This is a genomic window from Microbacterium sp. C5A9 (assembly GCF_022627955.1).
Classification (GTDB): domain Bacteria; phylum Actinomycetota; class Actinomycetes; order Actinomycetales; family Microbacteriaceae; genus Microbacterium.
In genome coordinates this window covers 281,560-297,615 of sequence record NZ_JABXGD010000001.1, presented here as the reverse complement: position 1 = coordinate 297,615, position 16,056 = coordinate 281,560, and the positions used below count along the sequence as shown (strand labels likewise).

The following is a 16,056-nucleotide window of genomic DNA, read 5'->3' as shown; positions in this document are numbered from 1 at the left end:
CGGACAGCGGGTGCTCAGTCGGTGCTGCGCACCGAGAGCATCCGCCAGCCCTCGGGAACCTTGGCCTCGAGAGCGGCCATGTCGTCCGCCTCGATCTCCTGCACTCCGTCGACCCGCCAGAACGTGCCGGTGGACTCCATCTTCGCCTCGCCCTTGAGCATGCGCACGGGAGCCGATGCGAGCACGAAGCCCGGCTGCTGATGGGCGATGAGCTGATCGTGCACGTCTTCGAGGGTCGCGCCGATGACGTCGACGGTGCTGCTCTCGACGGGACGGATGAGGGCGATGAGCATTCCCCCAGCCTACGAGATCAGGCGTTCGCCACCTCGGGTTTGCGCTCCACGGCACCGCCCTCGGCGGGTTCCGGTGTGATGTAGAGGCCGGACGGCGCGTTGGCGGTGAAGGCGAGCGCGTCGACCCACGCACGGTTGATGGCCGGCTGGCGGCTGCCGAAGTACTTGAAGACGAGGGCGCTGCCCGAGTGGATCCAGACCGTCGTGCGCCCGCCGCCGACGCTCGAGTCCTCTTTCCACGAGAACGAGAACGGCTCGCCGCGGCGCAGCTTGGCCGTGATCACGAGCTGCAGGTGCGTGAGAGCGCGGTCCTCGATCTCGACCTTCTGACCACCTTCGTAGATGAATCTGCCCATCAGAGGCTCCTCTGCTCCCATCTCCACAGAACCCGTGCGAAAGGGGCGATCCGGGGGAACCGCCACGTGGTGACATCTCCAGAATGCCACGTCGGAAATGTACATCGGCTGTTCGCGCACCGCCGGTGTCCCCTACGCGCACGGATTCTTCGCCCACCGTCACGCCGGTGCTGGCTACGCTCGATATATGGGAATGCTGTTCTATGGCGCCACCGAGGAGCCGATCCGCATCGACGATCGCGCTCTGGCCCATCTGAAGGTGGCCATCGCCACGAAGTTGCGTCGGCAGGAGAGCTTCACGCTGTCGTGGCGCCACCCCGAGGGCGAGCCCCGCGGGCGCTCGACCATCTGGCTCCACCCGTCGATCCCCGTGCGCTTCGTGTTCGACGAGCCCGAGACCCCGCGCCTCAACGCGAGATGGATCCAGGAGCTGATGATGGAAGCCAGCTCGTCGGGCGGCATCTGCCTCGTCGACGAAGTGGAGGACGGCCCGATCGCCGGCGACCTCGAGTGACGATCCGGTGACTTCCGCGGCGTGACTCGCGGGTCACACGGCGTGGGGCCAGCGCGGCACCACGAGCGGGCTGCCGGATTCCGGGTCGGGGATCACGCGGGCATCCACCCCGAACACGCTCGAGACGAGGGATTCGGTGATCACCTCCCCCGGGCTGCCGGTCGCGACCACCTCTCCGTCCTTCATCGCGATGATGTGATCGGCGTAGCGAGCGGCCTGGTTGAGGTCGTGCAGCACGGCCACGAGCGTGTGGCCCTGTCGCCGGTTGAGCGATCGGCACAGTTCGAGGAGTTCGATCTGATGGCTGACGTCGAGGTAGGTGGTCGGCTCGTCGAGCAGCAGGATCGGGGTCTGCTGGGCGAGCGCGACGGCCATCCACACGCGCTGCCGCTGCCCGCCGGACAGCTCGTCGACGAGACGCCCCGAGAGATGGCGGATGCCGGTGGCGTCCATCGCCTCTGCGACCGCGGTCTCGTCTTCGGGTGACCACGGCGCGAAGAGCCTCTGATGCGGGTAGCGTCCGCGCGTGACGAGATCGACCACGCGGATGCCGTCGGGCGCGACAGGCCCCTGCGGAAGCAACCCGACCTCGCGTGCGAGCTGCTTGGTCGGCATCTCGTGGAGGCTCCGGCCGTCGAGCAGCACCCGGCCGCGCGTGGGCGGCAGCAGCCGGGTGAGGCTCTTCAGCAGGGTCGACTTGCCGCAGGCATTCGGACCGACGATCACGGTGAACGCCCCATCGGGGATCTGCACCGACACGTCTTCGCACACGAGCGTGTCGGCATAGCCGAGCGCCGCCCCGTCGACCATCAATCGAGTCATCGCTTCTTTCCCTCTCGGAGGAGCAGCCACAGGAAGTAGAGTCCGCCGATCGACACCGTGACGATGCCGACCGGCAGGGGCGAGTCGGGGTGGATCCGCTGCGCCACCACATCGGCCAGCAGCAGGAGCATCGAGCCGACGGCAGCCGTCGGTCCCAGAGCGAGCCCGTCGGACCGCACGATGCGGCGGGCGATCTGCGGCGCGGCGAGCGCGATGAACGAGATCGGGCCGACCGTCGCGGTGGCGAGCGCCGTGAGTCCGACGCCGATCACGATCGCCGAGACCTGGACCAGCCGGACGTTCTGCCCGAGAGCGGTCGCGAACGGCATCCCGACCTGCATGATGCGCATCGGCCGGCTCAGCGCGGCCGCCGCGACGAGGAAGAGCGCGGAGCCGAAGAGGGCGGTCGCGAAGGTCGGCCAGGACACTCCCGAGAGGTTGCCGGCGCCCCACAGGCCCGCCATGATCGCATCTTCGACGGTCGCGGTGAGGAGGATCCACACGTTCACCGAGGCGAGCATGGCGCTCACGGCGATGCCGACGATGATCAGGCGCACGCCGCGCACCGCCCCGCGCGTGGAAGACAGGAAGAACACGAGGAACGCCGTCGCCACACCACCGGTGAGGGCACCGACCATGGTCGCCGCCGATCCCCCGCCCAGCAGCAGCATCACCACGAGCGCGCCGGTGTAGGACCCGGTCTGGAAGCCGATGACATCCGGGGAACCGAGCGGATTGCCGGTGAGGTTCTGGAAGATCGCTCCGCTCAATGCGAGACAGGCGCCCAGCAGCACCGCCATCAGGATGCGGGGGGCGCGCCACTCGAGCACGACCATGGTCGTGTAGTCGTCTCCGCGTCCGGCGAGCGTCGCGAGAGCCTCCCACGGCGTGATCTGCGCGGATCCGGTGCACAGTGCGTAGACGGCGAGCACGACGATCGCGATCCAGATCGAGGTGCAGATCACGAGGGATCGGGCGTCGACCAGGAGCAGCGGACGCGAGGGCGGTCCGACACGGAGGACGCGTCGGCCGAAGTCGATGTCGGTCATCGCCTCACACCTCCGAGACCCGGTAGCGGCGGACCATGTAGATCAGCACGGGCGCGCCGATGAACGCGGTGACGATGCCCACGGGTACCTCGCCCGCGGTGATGACCCGGCCGAGGACGTCGGCGAAGCCCATGACCGCGGGCGCGATCAGCACGGAGTACGCCATGATCCATCCCTGGTGCGGACCGACGATCATGCGTGCGAGGTGCGGTGCGAGCAGACCCAGGAAGCCGATCGGCCCCGCCGCGGCCGTCGCGCCGCCGGCGAGCAGCGCGATCGCGACGAGCGCCACGAGACGGATGCGCTGCGGATGCGCCCCCATCGCGACCGCCGAGGCCTCGCCGAGTGAGAGCACGTCGAGCGACCGAGAGCTGAGGAGCGCGATCGCGAGCCCCGCGGCGATGACCGGCACGATCGCGAGCGTGGCGTCGAGGGGCTGGGAGGCGGTCGTTCCCGCCGACCAGCCGCGCAGGCGCTGCAGCATCTCGGAGTTCGACAGCAGCACCGCCGACGTGAAGCCCGACAGCACCGCGCCGAGCGCGACGCCCGAGAGCGTCATCCGCACCGGATTGCCGCGCGCCGTGCCCGTGTTGCCGATCACGAACACGAGCACCGAGGTGATCATCGCGCCCGCGAACGACCACCACATGTACTGCGAGATGTCGGTCACGCCGAAGAACGCGAGCCCCACGACCACGGCGAGCGATGCGCCGGCGTTCACTCCCAGGATGCCGGGATCGGTCATCGGATTCCGCGTGACCGCCTGCATCAGGGCGCCGGCGACACCCAGTGCCGCCCCGGCGACGAGCACGAGGACGGTGCGCGGCACTCGTGAGAACCAGATCGTCTGCGACACCGCATCGTCGGGATCTGGGTGCACGAGGAAGTGCAGCACGTCTGCCGGAGCCACGAAGCGCGATCCGACCAGCATGCTCGCTGCGAGCGCCAGTGCGCAGAGCACGGCGAGCACGAGAAGACCGAGCCACCGGCGCCGATGGTGGGGTCGGGTCGCCGAGGGTCGCGGGTCCGCCCCGGACACGAGGGTGTCCGGGGCAGACCCGACTGCCGCGTTCTGCGCGTGCATCGGGGTGTCAGGCGACCTTGGTCGAGGAGGAGACGAGATCGGTCAGGTCGTTCAGCCATGCCGCGTAGGTGGATGCGGTCATCGCGCCCTTCGAGCTCCAGGCACCCAGCTGCTCGGCCTGGACAGGGGGCAGAGCGTTCCACAGGTCGGCGCTGAACGCGAAGTCCTCGTCGTAGCCCTCGACGAGCAGGATGTCGGCTCCGAAGGTCGACGCGTCCTCCCAGGCGACCTGTCCCCACGGGTTGCCGGTCGCCGGAGCCTCGGCGCCGACGATCGTGGCGCCGAGCTCCTCGAGCATCGTCGCCTGAGCGAATCCGACGCCCGTGTAGAGCATCTCCTTCGTCGGGCTGGTCAGCATGATGTCGAGATCGCTGTCGGCGATGGCGGTACCGAAGGCCTCCTTCGCCGCAGCGAGGTCGGCATCGGACTGCTCGATGGCGTCGGAGGTGACGTCGGCACCGAAGAAGGCCGCGATCTCACGGGTGTCGGCGATGCGACCGTCGATCGTCTCGCTGCTCGGCAGCGGCACGAACGGCGCGACGCGGGTGATCTGCGCGTTCACGTCTTCGTCGAACCACGACCATCCCTCGGCGGTGCCCTGGCCGATGATCGCATCGGGACGCAGTTCGGCGAGCTTCTCGACGTCGATCTCGCCGTCCGTGCCGACGACCGGGATGTCGGAGATGTCGGCATCCCCCATTACGAACGGGTTGTCGCACTCGTACCCGAAGAGCGCGACCGGCTCGACACCGTACTCGTGCAGCGAGCTGTAGGCGTAGCAGTCCATGACGATGTCCTGCGGCTGGGCGTCGAAGTCGATCTCGAGTCCCTCGAGCGAGGGGTGCGTGAGCGTCACGCCGGCGTCGCCGCCGGTGCCTTCTTCGGCCTGCCCCTCCGATGAGGCGCAGGAGGCGAGCAGCAGGGCGGACGCGGCCACGAGGGCGACGAGGGAGGCGCGGCGGAGCACGGTGAGGACCAATCTGTCGGCGGAGGGGATCCCTTCGACCGTAGCAAGATTGAAGTTAGGGTAGGTAATCCTAACTAGCACCCCGGGCGTGTTTCTCTCGGATGCGCGACGACGCCGCCTAGTTCAGCACGAAGGTAGAGGTCTTCGAGTTCCCTTCCGCGTCGTAGACGACGAGCACGTTCACCCCCGTGACGGCTCCGAACGTCGACGGCCTGATGAAGTTGACGTCGGACCACTGGTTGTCGGTGAGATCCTTCGTCGTGCCGTTCAGCACGACCCTGTCGATCTTCTGCGCCGAGTAGAGCTTGAACGAGATCATGGCGTAGGTCTCGCCCGTTCTCACGGTGAAGGTCGCGCCGTCCTTGATCGTGGCTGTCGGCGCTGCGACGGGAGTGACGACATTCGAGCCTGCCTCACCGGGCGCGAAACCGTCGCGGAAAGCGCGCACTCGCACGGTGACTGCGGCGCCGAGATCGGCCTCGGTGAGCGTGTACTTCGGCGACCGTGCACCGTCGATCGGCTGGCCGTCGCGCATCCATTGGAACCGCACCTCCGGGTCGTCGATGCTCCACGCTCCGGCGTTCGCCTCGAGCACTGAACCGATACCGCGAGTCCCCGTCACAGCGGGGGCCGTCGTATTCGTCATGTCACGCAGCCCCCAGACCTGCAGCTCGTAGATCGCCGTCCCATAGCGGTGCGCGGTCGCGGGTTCATTCGTGAGGATCCGCACGTAGCGCGCGTCGACCTGCGCCAGGTCCAGCGACGCCAGAGTCGCGGTCCCGGTACCCGTGGCGACCGTGCGCCAGATGTCCTCGTCGGGTGTCACGACATACTCGCTGCCCGTCGCCGCCGATCCGTAGTTGCCTCCGGATCGGCGGGTGCACACCGAGCTGTTCCGCTCCTTCTCCGTATGCGCCGCTGCCTCCGCGTCGGTGAGCACCTGCACGCTGTAGGGCGCGTTGAACATCGAACCGAACGTCGAGAGGTTCTCTCCGAACTGCGTCGCGACGCTGCTGAGCGTGGCGTCTGCGCCGAGATCGACGTACACCCAGGAGCACAGCGATCCCTGCGTGGATGCTGCCGTGCCGTCCGAGAACGACCCGTCGCTCGACCCGCCGGTATACCAGGCGGTGGCCAGATCTCCGTCGACGATCTTCGCAGGAACGCGCGCGGCGTTCGACGCCGTGAAGTACGTCTTCACGGAGGCACCCAGGGCCAGGTTCGCGGGCACCGGCTCCGGGTCGGGCCCGCTGCCTGGGTCGGTCGGATCCTTGTCGGGAGTGACCGCGATCGTCGCCGTCACCGTCTGCCACGGTGCGCCACCGACAGTGCCGGTGATGGTCTGAGTGTTCGGCGAACCGGGCGCGGTCTGCGGGGTGTCCTGCCACCGCACGTAGAGGTACTTCGTCCAGGTTCGCGTCCCGTCGCTGAACGTGCCGAGCCCCGGCACCTGGTTCGGAATCGAGGGTGCAGCACTCGAGTAGGTGCCGGTGACGTTCAGCGGGGTCGTCAGGTTCGGCATCACCATGACCGTCGCAGGCACGGGCATCGCGGACCCGGCGACGGTGCCGCTGACGACGTGGATTCCGCGGCTCGGCCCGTCGGCCGTCGGCGCCGTGGCGGTGTTCAGCTGCGCCGTGGTCAACGCCGGCCACGTCACGTCGACCTCGTGCCGCGACCCGTCTGAATACCGGGCCGTCACCGTCGCCGGGAGCGCCGGTTGCTCGGTGCGTGCCGTCTTCACGCTGACGAGGTCGTATCCGGTGATCTGCGGTACACCCGAGACGTCTGCGACGGTGGTGAGCGCCGTGCGCGCGTCGGTCAGAGGAAGCGCAGGACGCGCCACCACCCGGGCCTCGTCGACATCCACTTCCCCACCCTTCGGCGTCCAGATCCCGGCGGCCCCGGTCTCGAACCGGTCGTCCGCAGCGCTGAGCACCTCGCGCCCTGCCACCGAGACCGTGATGAGCGGGCCGCGGACGCTGGTCTTGACCAGAATCCACTCGTCCCGCGCGAGTCCCTCGACATCTGCCTGGGCGAGACGGGCCCACTCTCCGTCCACGACCGTGCCGAGCTCGACGCTTCCGGCTTCCACGTCGACCCGAGCCTGGTAGCCGTCGCCGGCGTCGTCGCCGCGGACGACGAGACCACCCTGGTTCCCGGCCGTCACCTTCACCCAGGCCCAGTAGTCGTAGTCTCCGTCCTCTGCCCAGTCGGATTCCGCTCCGCCCGTCGCGACCGCGTTCGAGTTCCCCGCGGAGAGCCGGCCGTGCCCGACGAGCCCGGAGGTGAACACATCGTTCTCGACGACCGTCATCTCGCCGCCGCTCACGTCCCACTCCCAGGGGAAGGTGAACGAGCTCCGCGGGTCCTCCCTGTCGTTCCAGCCGAACACGAGAGGTGTCTCCGTCATCCATCCCTTCGCCGTCGTCCACGAGGAGAAGTCGGTGGAGTACGTCTTCGACGTGGCGAGGTCGGTGACGGTGGCGTCGTCCAACTCGACGAACTGCCCGAACGTGCCGGCATACGACTGCGCGGCCGGGGAGCGGACACCGGTGTATCCGGCGCGTTCGACCGCACCGGTGACGGTGAGCACCTGCGCCCCGTCGATGCTCGCGGTGATCGTGTCGCCGCGGGCCTCGACGACCACGTCATAGCTGCGGTTCTGCTGCAGGACGACGCTCGGGTCGCATGTCGCGACCGGCGCCCATCCGCCGTTCAGCGAACCGGCGCTGTCTTTGTGGAGCGAACAGGAGTACCCCGCCGTCCCGTTGCGGCCGTCGTTCACGCGGAGCGGGTCGAGGCGGAAGAAGTAGCCGAGCTTGCCCTTCTCATCACCGCGCACCATCAGGGATCCGGATGTGCCGTTGACGAGGGACAGCGACGACTCGTATCGGACGTCGCTCGCCTTCACGTTCGTGTTGTAGACGGTCGTGTCCCCGTAGAACGGGAAGACGTATCCGACGAGCTTCATCCTGCCGTCCTCGGTGACGCGCCAGCCATCGGATCCGTAGAGCACGTCTTCGTCCTCGGCCGCACTGCCGTAGGTGAAGTCGTTCGACTCGACACTGGTCGCCGAGTGCTCGACGGAGGGAACGTACGAGGCCTCCCCGCCCGTGGCTCCCTCGATGCGCAGTGTGTGGACGCCGTTCGACAGGCCGGTCACGTGGACTGCTCCGGAGCCGGCGTTCCCGACCGCCACGCCATCGACCGTCACCGCGCCGGCGGATGCGCCGGTCCAGCGAACCGACGTGCCGTCGAACACCGCATCCAGCCCACCGTCGTCGGTGCGCACCTGGGAACTCGGGAGGGTCGTCCATCCGGCGTCGTCGGCGCCGGTGGTCAGGCGGATGTCGACCACGCCGTTCGACTGGACGGTCAGGGTGTAGGTGTTCGACGACGCGTCGTAGTGCTCCTGGTAGTCGTACTGGTTTCCGTCGTACCCCGAGATCGTGAGCTGGGGCTGGGTGCCGACCTCGACGCGGAGCGTCGTCGTCCGCAGCGCATCATCATGGGGGTTCGGAACGTACGCGTACTCGACGAAGTTGCGGTTGAACTCCATGTCGCGCACACCGCCGACCGACAGCAGATCCGCTTCGCGGTCCGTCCGGTACGTGTTGAGACGCACGTCGAGCGACGCGCCGTCCTCGGTGACCATCGCCCAGGTGTGGGGCGTGATCTGCGGCATCTCGAGACGAGTGAACGTGCTCCCGGTCAGCAGGAGGGACGCGTCCTGCGCGAAGTTGTCCCGGTCGTTGGAGTTGTACACCAGCCAGCTCGCTCCGGACTTCTGCACGAAGGCGTCGCCGGTGGAGATAGCTGGGTAGGCGGTGTCGAACAGCGCCCCTCGGGTATCGCCGAAGCCCATCGCAGGTCCGTAGGTCGACTTGGTCAGAACCGTCGCTCCCCCAGCTCGCAGCTGGTCAACGAGCGCGGCCGGCGCGAGCTTGGGGATCCGAGGCACGATGCCGTACCTTCCGCTGGAACGAAGGTAGAACCACATCTGCTTCTGCACCGCCGTGAGAGCCGGCGCCTGCTCGTACATCGAGAAGAACGTGGTGCGGTTCGGATTGCCGCCGCGCCCCGCGGCCGTGGAATCCGGGAGGCCGGAGATCGGTCCTTCCACCTCTGAGAAGGCGACCTTCGTGCGTTCGATGATCTGCGCGCGGTCCGGTCCGTCGTGCTCCAGCATGTATCGCATCGCGGGAAGTATCGACTGATAGAAGTACGGAGAGTAGAAGCTGCCGTCGGTCGGCATGTCGAGCTGATTCTCGAGATGGAAGACGGTGGCGCCGGCTTGCCACTGGTCGAGCATCATCATCGAGGACACGGTCTCGGCGATGCTCCGGGACCAGCGGTCGCCGCAGTTCGAGTATGCGGTGCGCACACCGAAGGTTCCGCAGGTGTAGTACGGGTAGCCGTCGAAGTACGGCCCCCAGTTGTCGAAGGCGCCGGCGAGCCACGCGCCCTGCGTCCAGGCGTTCACCGTCTCGAAGTTCTCGTGGAAGTTCTTCGGGTTGAAGATGAAGTTCTGCTTGTACTTCGACACCGAGTCCCAGTAGCTCTGGGTCTCCATGCGGCTGGCGAGTTGGTTCGTCTCCTCGAGGGAGCCGAGAATGTGGAAGCCGCCGTACTGGTTCGCGATCCGCAGCGCTTCGGGCAGGTCGCCGAGCGTGTCGGCCTGCTCGGACACGACCGTGCCCATGAACGTGTCGTACGTGCGGTAGAGGTGCTCGAGGAACTGCCACCGGGTCTGGTTGGAGATGAGCGTCCTGCCCTCGTCCCACAGGATGAAGACGGGGATGCCGAGTTCATCGGCTTCAGCGACGTTGTCCTCGAGCCACCGTGCGGACATGTCCGGGTTGGCGTCGGATTCCTCGTTGTGGCCCTGGTGGAGGACGAACCCGATGTTGCCCTTCACGTCGTCCGGGACGGATGCCCAGATCTGGCCCATGCTCCAGCCGTCGTTGTACTCGCGCGCGAACCCCTCGGTCTTGCCCATGTCGTTGCCGATGTTCATCTGCGTCAGCAGCAGCGGGTTCTCCGACGACACCGTCATCCGCAGCGGAGCGTCGGCCACGGGCTCGGCCGCGTGCACGACGGGAGCGTCGATCGATGTGAACAGCGTGGCGACCAAGGTCATGACGACGCCGAGCGTCAGAGTGCGGCGTCGACGGGGAACTGCGGGGGCGGTGGACTTCATCGTCTCTCCTCGACGGTGAGGGCGCTCGGCGCTCGCCGGGCGATTCATCAGATCAATATATACACTTACGGGATTCTTAAGCCAAGTATCCGTCACATCGTGGCTATTGATCCGATCAATGGTTGCGCGCCGGCGGGGCGCGCCGTAATCTAGTAAGCGCTTTCCACTGCACCGGCAATCGTCAGCACGCGAGTAAAGGACAAAGATGTTCACACGATCACGCACCCTCCGAGTCAGCGTCATCGCCGCGATCGGCATCGGCCTCCTGGCCGGCTGCTCGTCCGGCAGCACGGAACCCGCCGCCACCTACGACCCCGATGAGAAGGTGAACCTGGACTTCGCGTTCTGGGGCAACGACACGCGTGCGGCCCTGTACGTCGATGCCATCGCGGCCTTCAACGAGGAGTACCCGAACATCACGGTGAACGCGCAGTTCCTCACCTTCCCGGAGTTCTGGGAGAAGCGTCAGACCGAAGCCGCGGGCGGCGGGCTCCCCGACGTGATGCAGTTCGACTACTCCTATCTCCGGCAGTACGCCCAGAACGGCCTGCTCCTCGACCTGGGACCGTATCTCGGTGACGTCATCGACACGGAGCCGCTCGCCGAGAACATCCTCGACATCGGCGCCGTCGACGATGTCACCTATGCCGTCCCCACCTCGACGAACGCCTGGGGCCTGTACACCAACCCCGACCTCCTCGCCGAGGTCGGCGTGGAGAAGTTCGAAGGCGGAGATTGGCAGGACTACGGGAGCTGGATGGAGGAGTTCGCCACTGCTGCGCAGGCCCAGGGCGAGACGCTGTACGGAGGGAACGACTTCACCGGCCGCATCCAGAACTTCGAACTGCAGCTTCGTGCCGAGGGAGGCGAGCTGTTCACCGAAGACGGGGAACCCGGGTTCGATGAGGAGCGCCTCGCCGAGTTCTGGGAGTCCGGTGAGGACATCCGCGACGGGGCCGCCATCCCGTCACAGCGTCTCGATGAACTCAATCCGCTCGGCGGCTTCGACGCGCGCCTCACCGGCAGCGAACTCGGATGGGACAACTTCGGCGCGTCCTTCCTCGCCAACCTCGGAGAAGGAGCGAGGTTCGAGCTGTCCCCTCCTCCGGTCACGGTCGAGGGAGCGAAAGACCTGTATCTGAAGCCGTCGATGCTGCACACGGTCGCCGCGACCACGAAGCACCCCGAAGCGGCCGTGACGCTGCTGAACTTCCTCGTCAACAGCCCTGAGGTCGGCGAGATCTTCGGCACGAACCGTGGCCTGCCTGCCTCGGAGACCGCCCTCGAGGGTGCCTCCCTGGGGGAACTCGACGAGATGATCCGCGACTATGAAGCGTCCATCGCCGACCGCCTCGGTGACGCCCCGCCGGCTCCCATCGTGGGATTCGGCTCTCTGGAGGAGAAGTTCCGCCAGCTCGGGCTCGAGCTCGGATACGGGCTGATCACCGTGGACGAGGCCGTCGACCAGTTCTTCACCGAGATGGATGTCATCCTCACTCAGTGAGCGGACGCAGACGACCCGCTCGGCTCGGATCGCGGGCCGAGCGGGTCGTGCGCGTGAGGGCGGACTCCGATCGAGGGTGACGTCGCGGGCGCGATCAGCGTTGCACCGGGTCGGCATCGCCGGCCCCGAGCGCGGTGATGTCGGCGCGGGTCGGGGCTGCTTCCCAGTCCCCCTCCGTCGTGCAGGCGAGAGCGCCGCAGATCACCGCCGTCTGCGTCCGCGTCTCGAGGTCCGCCCCGGCTATCGTCTCCGACAGCCACCCCGCGACGAACGCGTCGCCGGCCCCGACGGTGTCGACGACGTCGACCCGCACCGCGGGTCGACTGACGACGGAGGCCCCCTCGGATGCGACAGCTCCTCGCTCCCCGAGCTTGATGACGACGCAGGCGGGTCCGAGGTCCCGAAGGGCGTCCCGCTGCTCGCTCGCATCGTCCTTCCCCGTCACGAGACGTGCTTCGTCATCGCCGGCGAAGACGATGTCGGATCGACGGATCAGAGTGCGATACGCGTCTGCCGCGTCGCGACCGTGCTGCCAGAGCGACGGCCGGTGGTTGACGTCGAAGGACACCGTGGTCCCCGCAGCCTGCGCGCGGTCGATGAGTCGGTGGAGTGCCGAGAGCGGACGCTCGCCGAGCCCGGCGGTGATCCCGGTCAGATGCAGGATGCGCGAGTTCTCGATGAGCCCGTCGGGGATGTCGGCCTCCGTCAGCCTGCTCCCGGCCTGCACGGACCGGTAATAGGTGACCCGGGTCGCCCCTGTTCTCGGCCGTTCTTTGATCATCACGGCGGTGGCTGCCTCGGGGTCGACGACCGCGTGCACCTGGACGGCCTCGGCGCGCAGCTCGCGGGCGATGAGGTCGCCGAGACCGTCGGCGCCGAGGCGCCCTGCCCACCCGGCGGTCCCGCCCAGCCGCGAGACACCGATCGCGACGTTGCTCTCCGCACCGCCGAAGCCGATTCGCGCCCCTCGGGTGTGCGCGAGACGCCCGACGGTGTCTGGCATCACGAGTCCGAGGCTCTCGCCGACGGCGAGCACATCGAGGCCGCGCATCTCGCCGCTCATCCGGCCGCTTCCCGCGCCGCGCGGGCGCGCTCGGCGACAGCCTCCCGACCGTCGCCGGCGGCTGCGGTGATCCAGCTTCCACTCGCGGCGAAGACGGAAGGATGCGCGAGGTGCTCGGCGAGGTTGTCCTGGCGGACTCCGCCGGAGGGCATGAACCGCACGGAGCGGTACACGTCCCTGTAGGCGTCGAGCAGTGCGAGTCCGCCGAAGACACCTGCGGGGAAGAGCTTGAGCCGGTCGAGACCGAGCGTCACCGCCGCCTGCACCTCGGTGGGCGTCAGCACCCCTGGCACCACGGGTACGCCGGCGCCGGTGACATACCGGACGACCTCGGCGTCGAGCCCCGGCGTGACGACGAAGGCCGCACCCGCATCGAGCGCTCCCCTCGCCTGCTCGACGGACAGCACGGTTCCCGCTCCGACGAGGAGGTCGCCGCGGGCGGCGAGGGCCGCGAGAGCCGGTGCGCCGTGAGATCCCCGAAGCGCCACCTCGACGACGGGCAGACCGCCGTCGACCAGGCCGTCTCCGATGGCCTGGACATGCGCCGGATCCGCGATGGACGCGAGCGGGACGATGCGCTGGGCGAAGAGCTCGTTCATCGTCCGAGCCATCCACCGTCGACGGGGAGGATCACGCCGGTGACGTAGGCCGCGGCGGGGCTGGCGAGGAACACCGTGGCGCCGCCCAGATCCTCGGGGCGCCCCCACCGTCCGGCGGGGATCCGCGAGAGGATCGACGCCGACCGGTCAGGGTCTTCGCGGAGAGCCTCCGTGTTGTCGGTGGCGATGTATCCCGGAGCGATGCCGTTCACGGTCACGCCGGCCGGCGCCCACTCGTTGGCGAGTGCCTTCACGACCCCGGCGATCCCCGACTTGGCGGCGGCGTAGCCGGGAACGTTGATCCCACCCTGGAAGGTGAGCAGGCTCGCGGTGAAGATGATCCGGCCGCCGCCCCGCCCGACCATCGACGCGCCGACCCGCTGAGAGAGGATGAACGGGCTGGTCAGGTTGACGTCGATGACCTCGTCCCACCACTCGAGGGGATGCTCGGCCGCCGGAGCACGACGGATCGTCCCGGCGTTGTTGACGAGGATGTCGGCGCGGTCGGCGACGGAATCCGCGAAGTCGATGACGGCGTCGCGGTCGCGGAAGTCGACGGCATGGCCCTCGAACCGTCGTCCGAGGTCCCGGACTCGGCGACCGATGGCACCGCCGTCCGCCTCCTGACTCGCGGATGCGGCGATGATGTCTGCTCCGGCGGCCGCGAGGGATTCGGCCATGGCGAAGCCGATCCCTCGGCGCGCTCCCGTCACGACGGCGGTGAGGCCGGTGAGGTCGAAGATCGCGGTTGTCATATGTTCTCCTCTGTCATCGGGGCGCCGGTCGATCGACCGGCGCGAGCGTGTAGATCCGCTCGGCATTGTCGTGGAGCACGAGGGATCGTTCGCTGTCGTCGAATCCCAGATCGTCCCGGATCCACTCGAACCACCGGTCGTACTCGAGGTGGTGATCGGTTGCGGCCGACACCGGGAAGTCGCTGCCCGCGAGCATTCTGTGCGGCCCGAACAGGTCGAGCGCCTCGCGCACGAAAGGCTCCACCTGCGCGAAGAGGGGACCCTGGGGTCGGGCCTCCGGTGCGAGTCCGGAGAGTTTGGCGGACACGTTCGGATGCTGAGCGAGGGCACGCAGCGCAGTGCTCCATCGCCGCCGTTCGTCGCTGTCGTAGCCCGCAGCGACCGGCGGCTTGCCGAGGTGGTCCAGAACGATCTGCACATCGGGGGCCTGCGCGACCGCGTCGACCAGTTCCGGGAGCTGATGCCACCGGACGCAGGCGTCGAACGGCACGTCTCGTCGCGCGAGCTCCCGCAGCCCCTCGACGAATCCGGTGCTGGTGAGGAAGCCGGGCGGTTCGTCCTGCACGAGGCGTCGAACGCCGACGAAGTGCTCGAGGTCGGCGAGTGCATCCAGGGCGTCGATGAGTCCGGCTCGGTCTTCGACGGGCGCGAAGGCCACGATGCCTGCCAGGTGCGGCCAGGACGGCGCGAGCGATTGCACCCACCGTGCCTCCTCGAGGCCGTCGGCGGCGTCGGCCTGCACGAACACCGCTCGGGTCACGAGCTGCGATTCGACGTCCTGCGGCAGAAACGGCGCGCGGAGGTCGGGCTCGTCGTCCAACCACGGGTGTCTGTTCCGCGTCGTATCCCACACGTGCAGATGTGCGTCGACGACGGTCACCGGGCGCTCTCCGGGAGGAGCTCCCGTGCCACGAATCCTGCCGCCGCGAGCGCCTCCCACAGATCGGAAGGAACTGCATGCGCGTCGGCGACCAGCGCCGACCGGACCTGCGCGGCAGATCGGCAGCCGACGACCACCGACCGGACAGCGGGGTGCAGCCACGGGAACGCCTGGGCAGCCACCGGCAGGGTCGTCCCGTACTGCTCGCAGATGTCGGCGATGTCGTTGGCACGTCGCACGAGGTCCGACTCCGCTTCCGCGTAGTCGTACGTCGCGCCGGAACGGGGGCGGGGCGTCGCGAGCAGCCCGGAGTTGAAGACACCGGCGATGACCACGCCCACCCCGCGCGACTGCGCCGCGGGCAGGAGATCGCGGAGCGCCGGCTGCTCGAGCAGGGTGAACCGGCCGGCGCACATCACGAGGTCGATATCGCACTCGGTGACGAACCGGGCGAGCATGGTCGAATCGTTCATCCCCACGCCGACGGCACCGATGACCCCCTCGTCGCGGAGGCGTAGGAGTGCAGGAATGGCTTCCCTGCTCGCCTGCTCCCCGTGCTCGTCCGGGTCGTGGACGTAGGCGATGTCGATGCGATCCACGCCGAGGCGCTCAAGGCTGTCGTCGATGGATCGACGAGCCCCGTCGGCGGAGTAGTCGCGTTCGCGTCGGAGGACCGCCGGAACATCGAACCCTTCGTCGTCACGCTGGTGGGCGGTGTCCGGACTCGGCACCAGGACGCGGCCCACCTTCGTGGAGAGGACCCATTCGTCGCGCGGGTGGTCCCGGAGCAGACGGCCGACGCGTGTCTCCGAGAGACCGAGCCCATAATGCGGGGCCGTGTCGAAGTAGCGGATGCCGCCGTCCCAGGCGGCGGTGATCACCGCCTCCGCGTCGTCATCGGAGACGGCACGACCGAGGTTGCCGAGCTGCGAGGTTCCCAGCCCGAGAGCAGGTACGGTCACCATGC

14 protein-coding genes are annotated in these 16,056 nt (G+C 68.2%); 2 read left to right on the top strand and 12 right to left on the bottom strand.

Annotated elements, in window-relative coordinates; genetic code table 11:
* Positions 1-14: 14 nt before the first annotated feature.
* Together HWD99_RS01290 and HWD99_RS01285 are read right to left on the bottom strand one after the other, a co-directional pair.
* Positions 15-293 (bottom strand): hypothetical protein, encoded by a 279-nt coding sequence (locus HWD99_RS01290; protein ID WP_241794431.1) that lies wholly within the window; start codon positions 291-293, stop codon positions 15-17.
* Positions 294-310: 17 nt separating this feature from the next.
* Positions 311-649 (bottom strand): ATP-dependent DNA ligase, encoded by a 339-nt coding sequence (locus HWD99_RS01285; RefSeq protein ID WP_194762813.1) that lies wholly within the window; start codon positions 647-649, stop codon positions 311-313.
* 187 nt (positions 650-836) lie between these two features.
* Between HWD99_RS01285 and HWD99_RS01280 the strand changes: the two genes are divergently transcribed.
* Positions 837-1,163 (top strand): hypothetical protein, encoded by a 327-nt coding sequence (locus HWD99_RS01280; protein ID WP_241794430.1) that lies wholly within the window; start codon positions 837-839, stop codon positions 1,161-1,163.
* 33 nt (positions 1,164-1,196) lie between these two features.
* Here the strand turns inward: HWD99_RS01280 and HWD99_RS01275 are convergent, their stop codons facing one another.
* From HWD99_RS01275 to HWD99_RS01255, 5 genes are all read right to left on the bottom strand, one after another.
* Entirely contained in the window at positions 1,197-1,985 is a 789-nt protein-coding gene (locus tag HWD99_RS01275) for an ABC transporter ATP-binding protein (protein ID WP_241794429.1), read from the bottom strand.
* Positions 1,982-3,034: an iron chelate uptake ABC transporter family permease subunit gene (locus HWD99_RS01270; protein ID WP_241794428.1), complete on the bottom strand. Its 1,053-nt coding sequence runs from the start codon at positions 3,032-3,034 to the stop codon at positions 1,982-1,984. Before HWD99_RS01270 ends, HWD99_RS01275 begins: the two co-directional genes overlap by 4 nt.
* A 4-nt stretch (positions 3,035-3,038) precedes the next feature.
* Positions 3,039-4,118, bottom strand: coding sequence for an iron ABC transporter permease (locus tag HWD99_RS01265; RefSeq protein WP_241794427.1), 1,080 nt, complete (start codon positions 4,116-4,118; stop codon positions 3,039-3,041).
* A gap of 7 nt (positions 4,119-4,125) precedes the next feature.
* On the bottom strand, positions 4,126-5,085 hold the full coding sequence (locus HWD99_RS01260; protein WP_241794426.1) for an ABC transporter substrate-binding protein: 960 nt from the start codon (positions 5,083-5,085) through the stop codon (positions 4,126-4,128).
* Positions 5,086-5,203: 118 nt separating this feature from the next.
* On the bottom strand, positions 5,204-10,288 hold the full coding sequence (locus HWD99_RS01255; RefSeq protein WP_241794425.1) for a glycosyl hydrolase family 98 C-terminal domain-containing protein: 5,085 nt from the start codon (positions 10,286-10,288) through the stop codon (positions 5,204-5,206).
* 205 nt (positions 10,289-10,493) lie between these two features.
* Here HWD99_RS01255 and HWD99_RS01250 point away from each other — a divergent pair, with 205 nt between their 5' ends.
* Positions 10,494-11,792, top strand: coding sequence for an ABC transporter substrate-binding protein (locus HWD99_RS01250; RefSeq protein WP_241794424.1), 1,299 nt, complete (start codon positions 10,494-10,496; stop codon positions 11,790-11,792).
* A 94-nt stretch (positions 11,793-11,886) separates the two neighbouring features.
* Here the strand turns inward: HWD99_RS01250 and HWD99_RS01245 are convergent, their stop codons facing one another.
* The 5 genes from HWD99_RS01245 to HWD99_RS01225 are packed head-to-tail and all read right to left on the bottom strand — an operon-like array spanning position 11,887 to position 16,054.
* A complete protein-coding gene (locus HWD99_RS01245; protein WP_241794423.1) occupies positions 11,887-12,855 on the bottom strand; it encodes a sugar kinase in 969 nt (322 codons plus the stop codon).
* Complete coding sequence (locus HWD99_RS01240; RefSeq protein WP_241794422.1) at positions 12,852-13,454, bottom strand: bifunctional 4-hydroxy-2-oxoglutarate aldolase/2-dehydro-3-deoxy-phosphogluconate aldolase; 603 nt, start codon at positions 13,452-13,454, stop codon at positions 12,852-12,854. Before HWD99_RS01240 ends, HWD99_RS01245 begins: the two co-directional genes overlap by 4 nt.
* Complete coding sequence (locus HWD99_RS01235) at positions 13,451-14,209, bottom strand: SDR family oxidoreductase (RefSeq protein ID WP_241794421.1); 759 nt, start codon at positions 14,207-14,209, stop codon at positions 13,451-13,453. The genes HWD99_RS01240 and HWD99_RS01235 overlap by 4 nt, the downstream gene beginning before the upstream one ends.
* A 13-nt stretch (positions 14,210-14,222) precedes the next feature.
* The gene (locus HWD99_RS01230; RefSeq protein WP_308220667.1) at positions 14,223-15,089 is read right to left on the bottom strand and encodes an amidohydrolase family protein; all 867 of its coding nucleotides are present in this window, start codon (positions 15,087-15,089) and stop codon (positions 14,223-14,225) included.
* Positions 15,086-16,054: an aldo/keto reductase gene (locus tag HWD99_RS01225; RefSeq protein WP_241794419.1), complete on the bottom strand. Its 969-nt coding sequence runs from the start codon at positions 16,052-16,054 to the stop codon at positions 15,086-15,088. The genes HWD99_RS01230 and HWD99_RS01225 overlap by 4 nt, the downstream gene beginning before the upstream one ends.
* Between the last annotated feature and the right edge of the window lie 2 nt (positions 16,055-16,056).

What these genes read in the sequence shown, in the direction of transcription:
- HWD99_RS01290 (WP_241794431.1), bottom strand. Translation starts at nt 293, where the DNA reads ATGCTCATCGCCCTCATCCGTCCCGTCGAGAGCAGCACCGTCGACGTC.
- HWD99_RS01285 (WP_194762813.1), bottom strand. Translation starts at nt 649, where the DNA reads ATGGGCAGATTCATCTACGAAGGTGGTCAGAAGGTCGAGATCGAGGAC.
- HWD99_RS01280 (WP_241794430.1), top strand. Translation starts at nt 837, where the DNA reads ATGGGAATGCTGTTCTATGGCGCCACCGAGGAGCCGATCCGCATCGAC.
- HWD99_RS01275 (WP_241794429.1), bottom strand. Translation starts at nt 1,985, where the DNA reads ATGACTCGATTGATGGTCGACGGGGCGGCGCTCGGCTATGCCGACACG.
- HWD99_RS01270 (WP_241794428.1), bottom strand. Translation starts at nt 3,034, where the DNA reads ATGACCGACATCGACTTCGGCCGACGCGTCCTCCGTGTCGGACCGCCC.
- HWD99_RS01265 (WP_241794427.1), bottom strand. Translation starts at nt 4,118, where the DNA reads ATGCACGCGCAGAACGCGGCAGTCGGGTCTGCCCCGGACACCCTCGTG.
- HWD99_RS01255 (WP_241794425.1), bottom strand. Translation starts at nt 10,288, where the DNA reads ATGAAGTCCACCGCCCCCGCAGTTCCCCGTCGACGCCGCACTCTGACG.
- HWD99_RS01250 (WP_241794424.1), top strand. Translation starts at nt 10,494, where the DNA reads ATGTTCACACGATCACGCACCCTCCGAGTCAGCGTCATCGCCGCGATC.
- HWD99_RS01245 (WP_241794423.1), bottom strand. Translation starts at nt 12,855, where the DNA reads ATGAGCGGCGAGATGCGCGGCCTCGATGTGCTCGCCGTCGGCGAGAGC.
- HWD99_RS01240 (WP_241794422.1), bottom strand. Translation starts at nt 13,454, where the DNA reads ATGAACGAGCTCTTCGCCCAGCGCATCGTCCCGCTCGCGTCCATCGCG.
- HWD99_RS01235 (WP_241794421.1), bottom strand. Translation starts at nt 14,209, where the DNA reads ATGACAACCGCGATCTTCGACCTCACCGGCCTCACCGCCGTCGTGACG.
- HWD99_RS01225 (WP_241794419.1), bottom strand. Translation starts at nt 16,054, where the DNA reads ATGGTGACCGTACCTGCTCTCGGGCTGGGAACCTCGCAGCTCGGCAAC.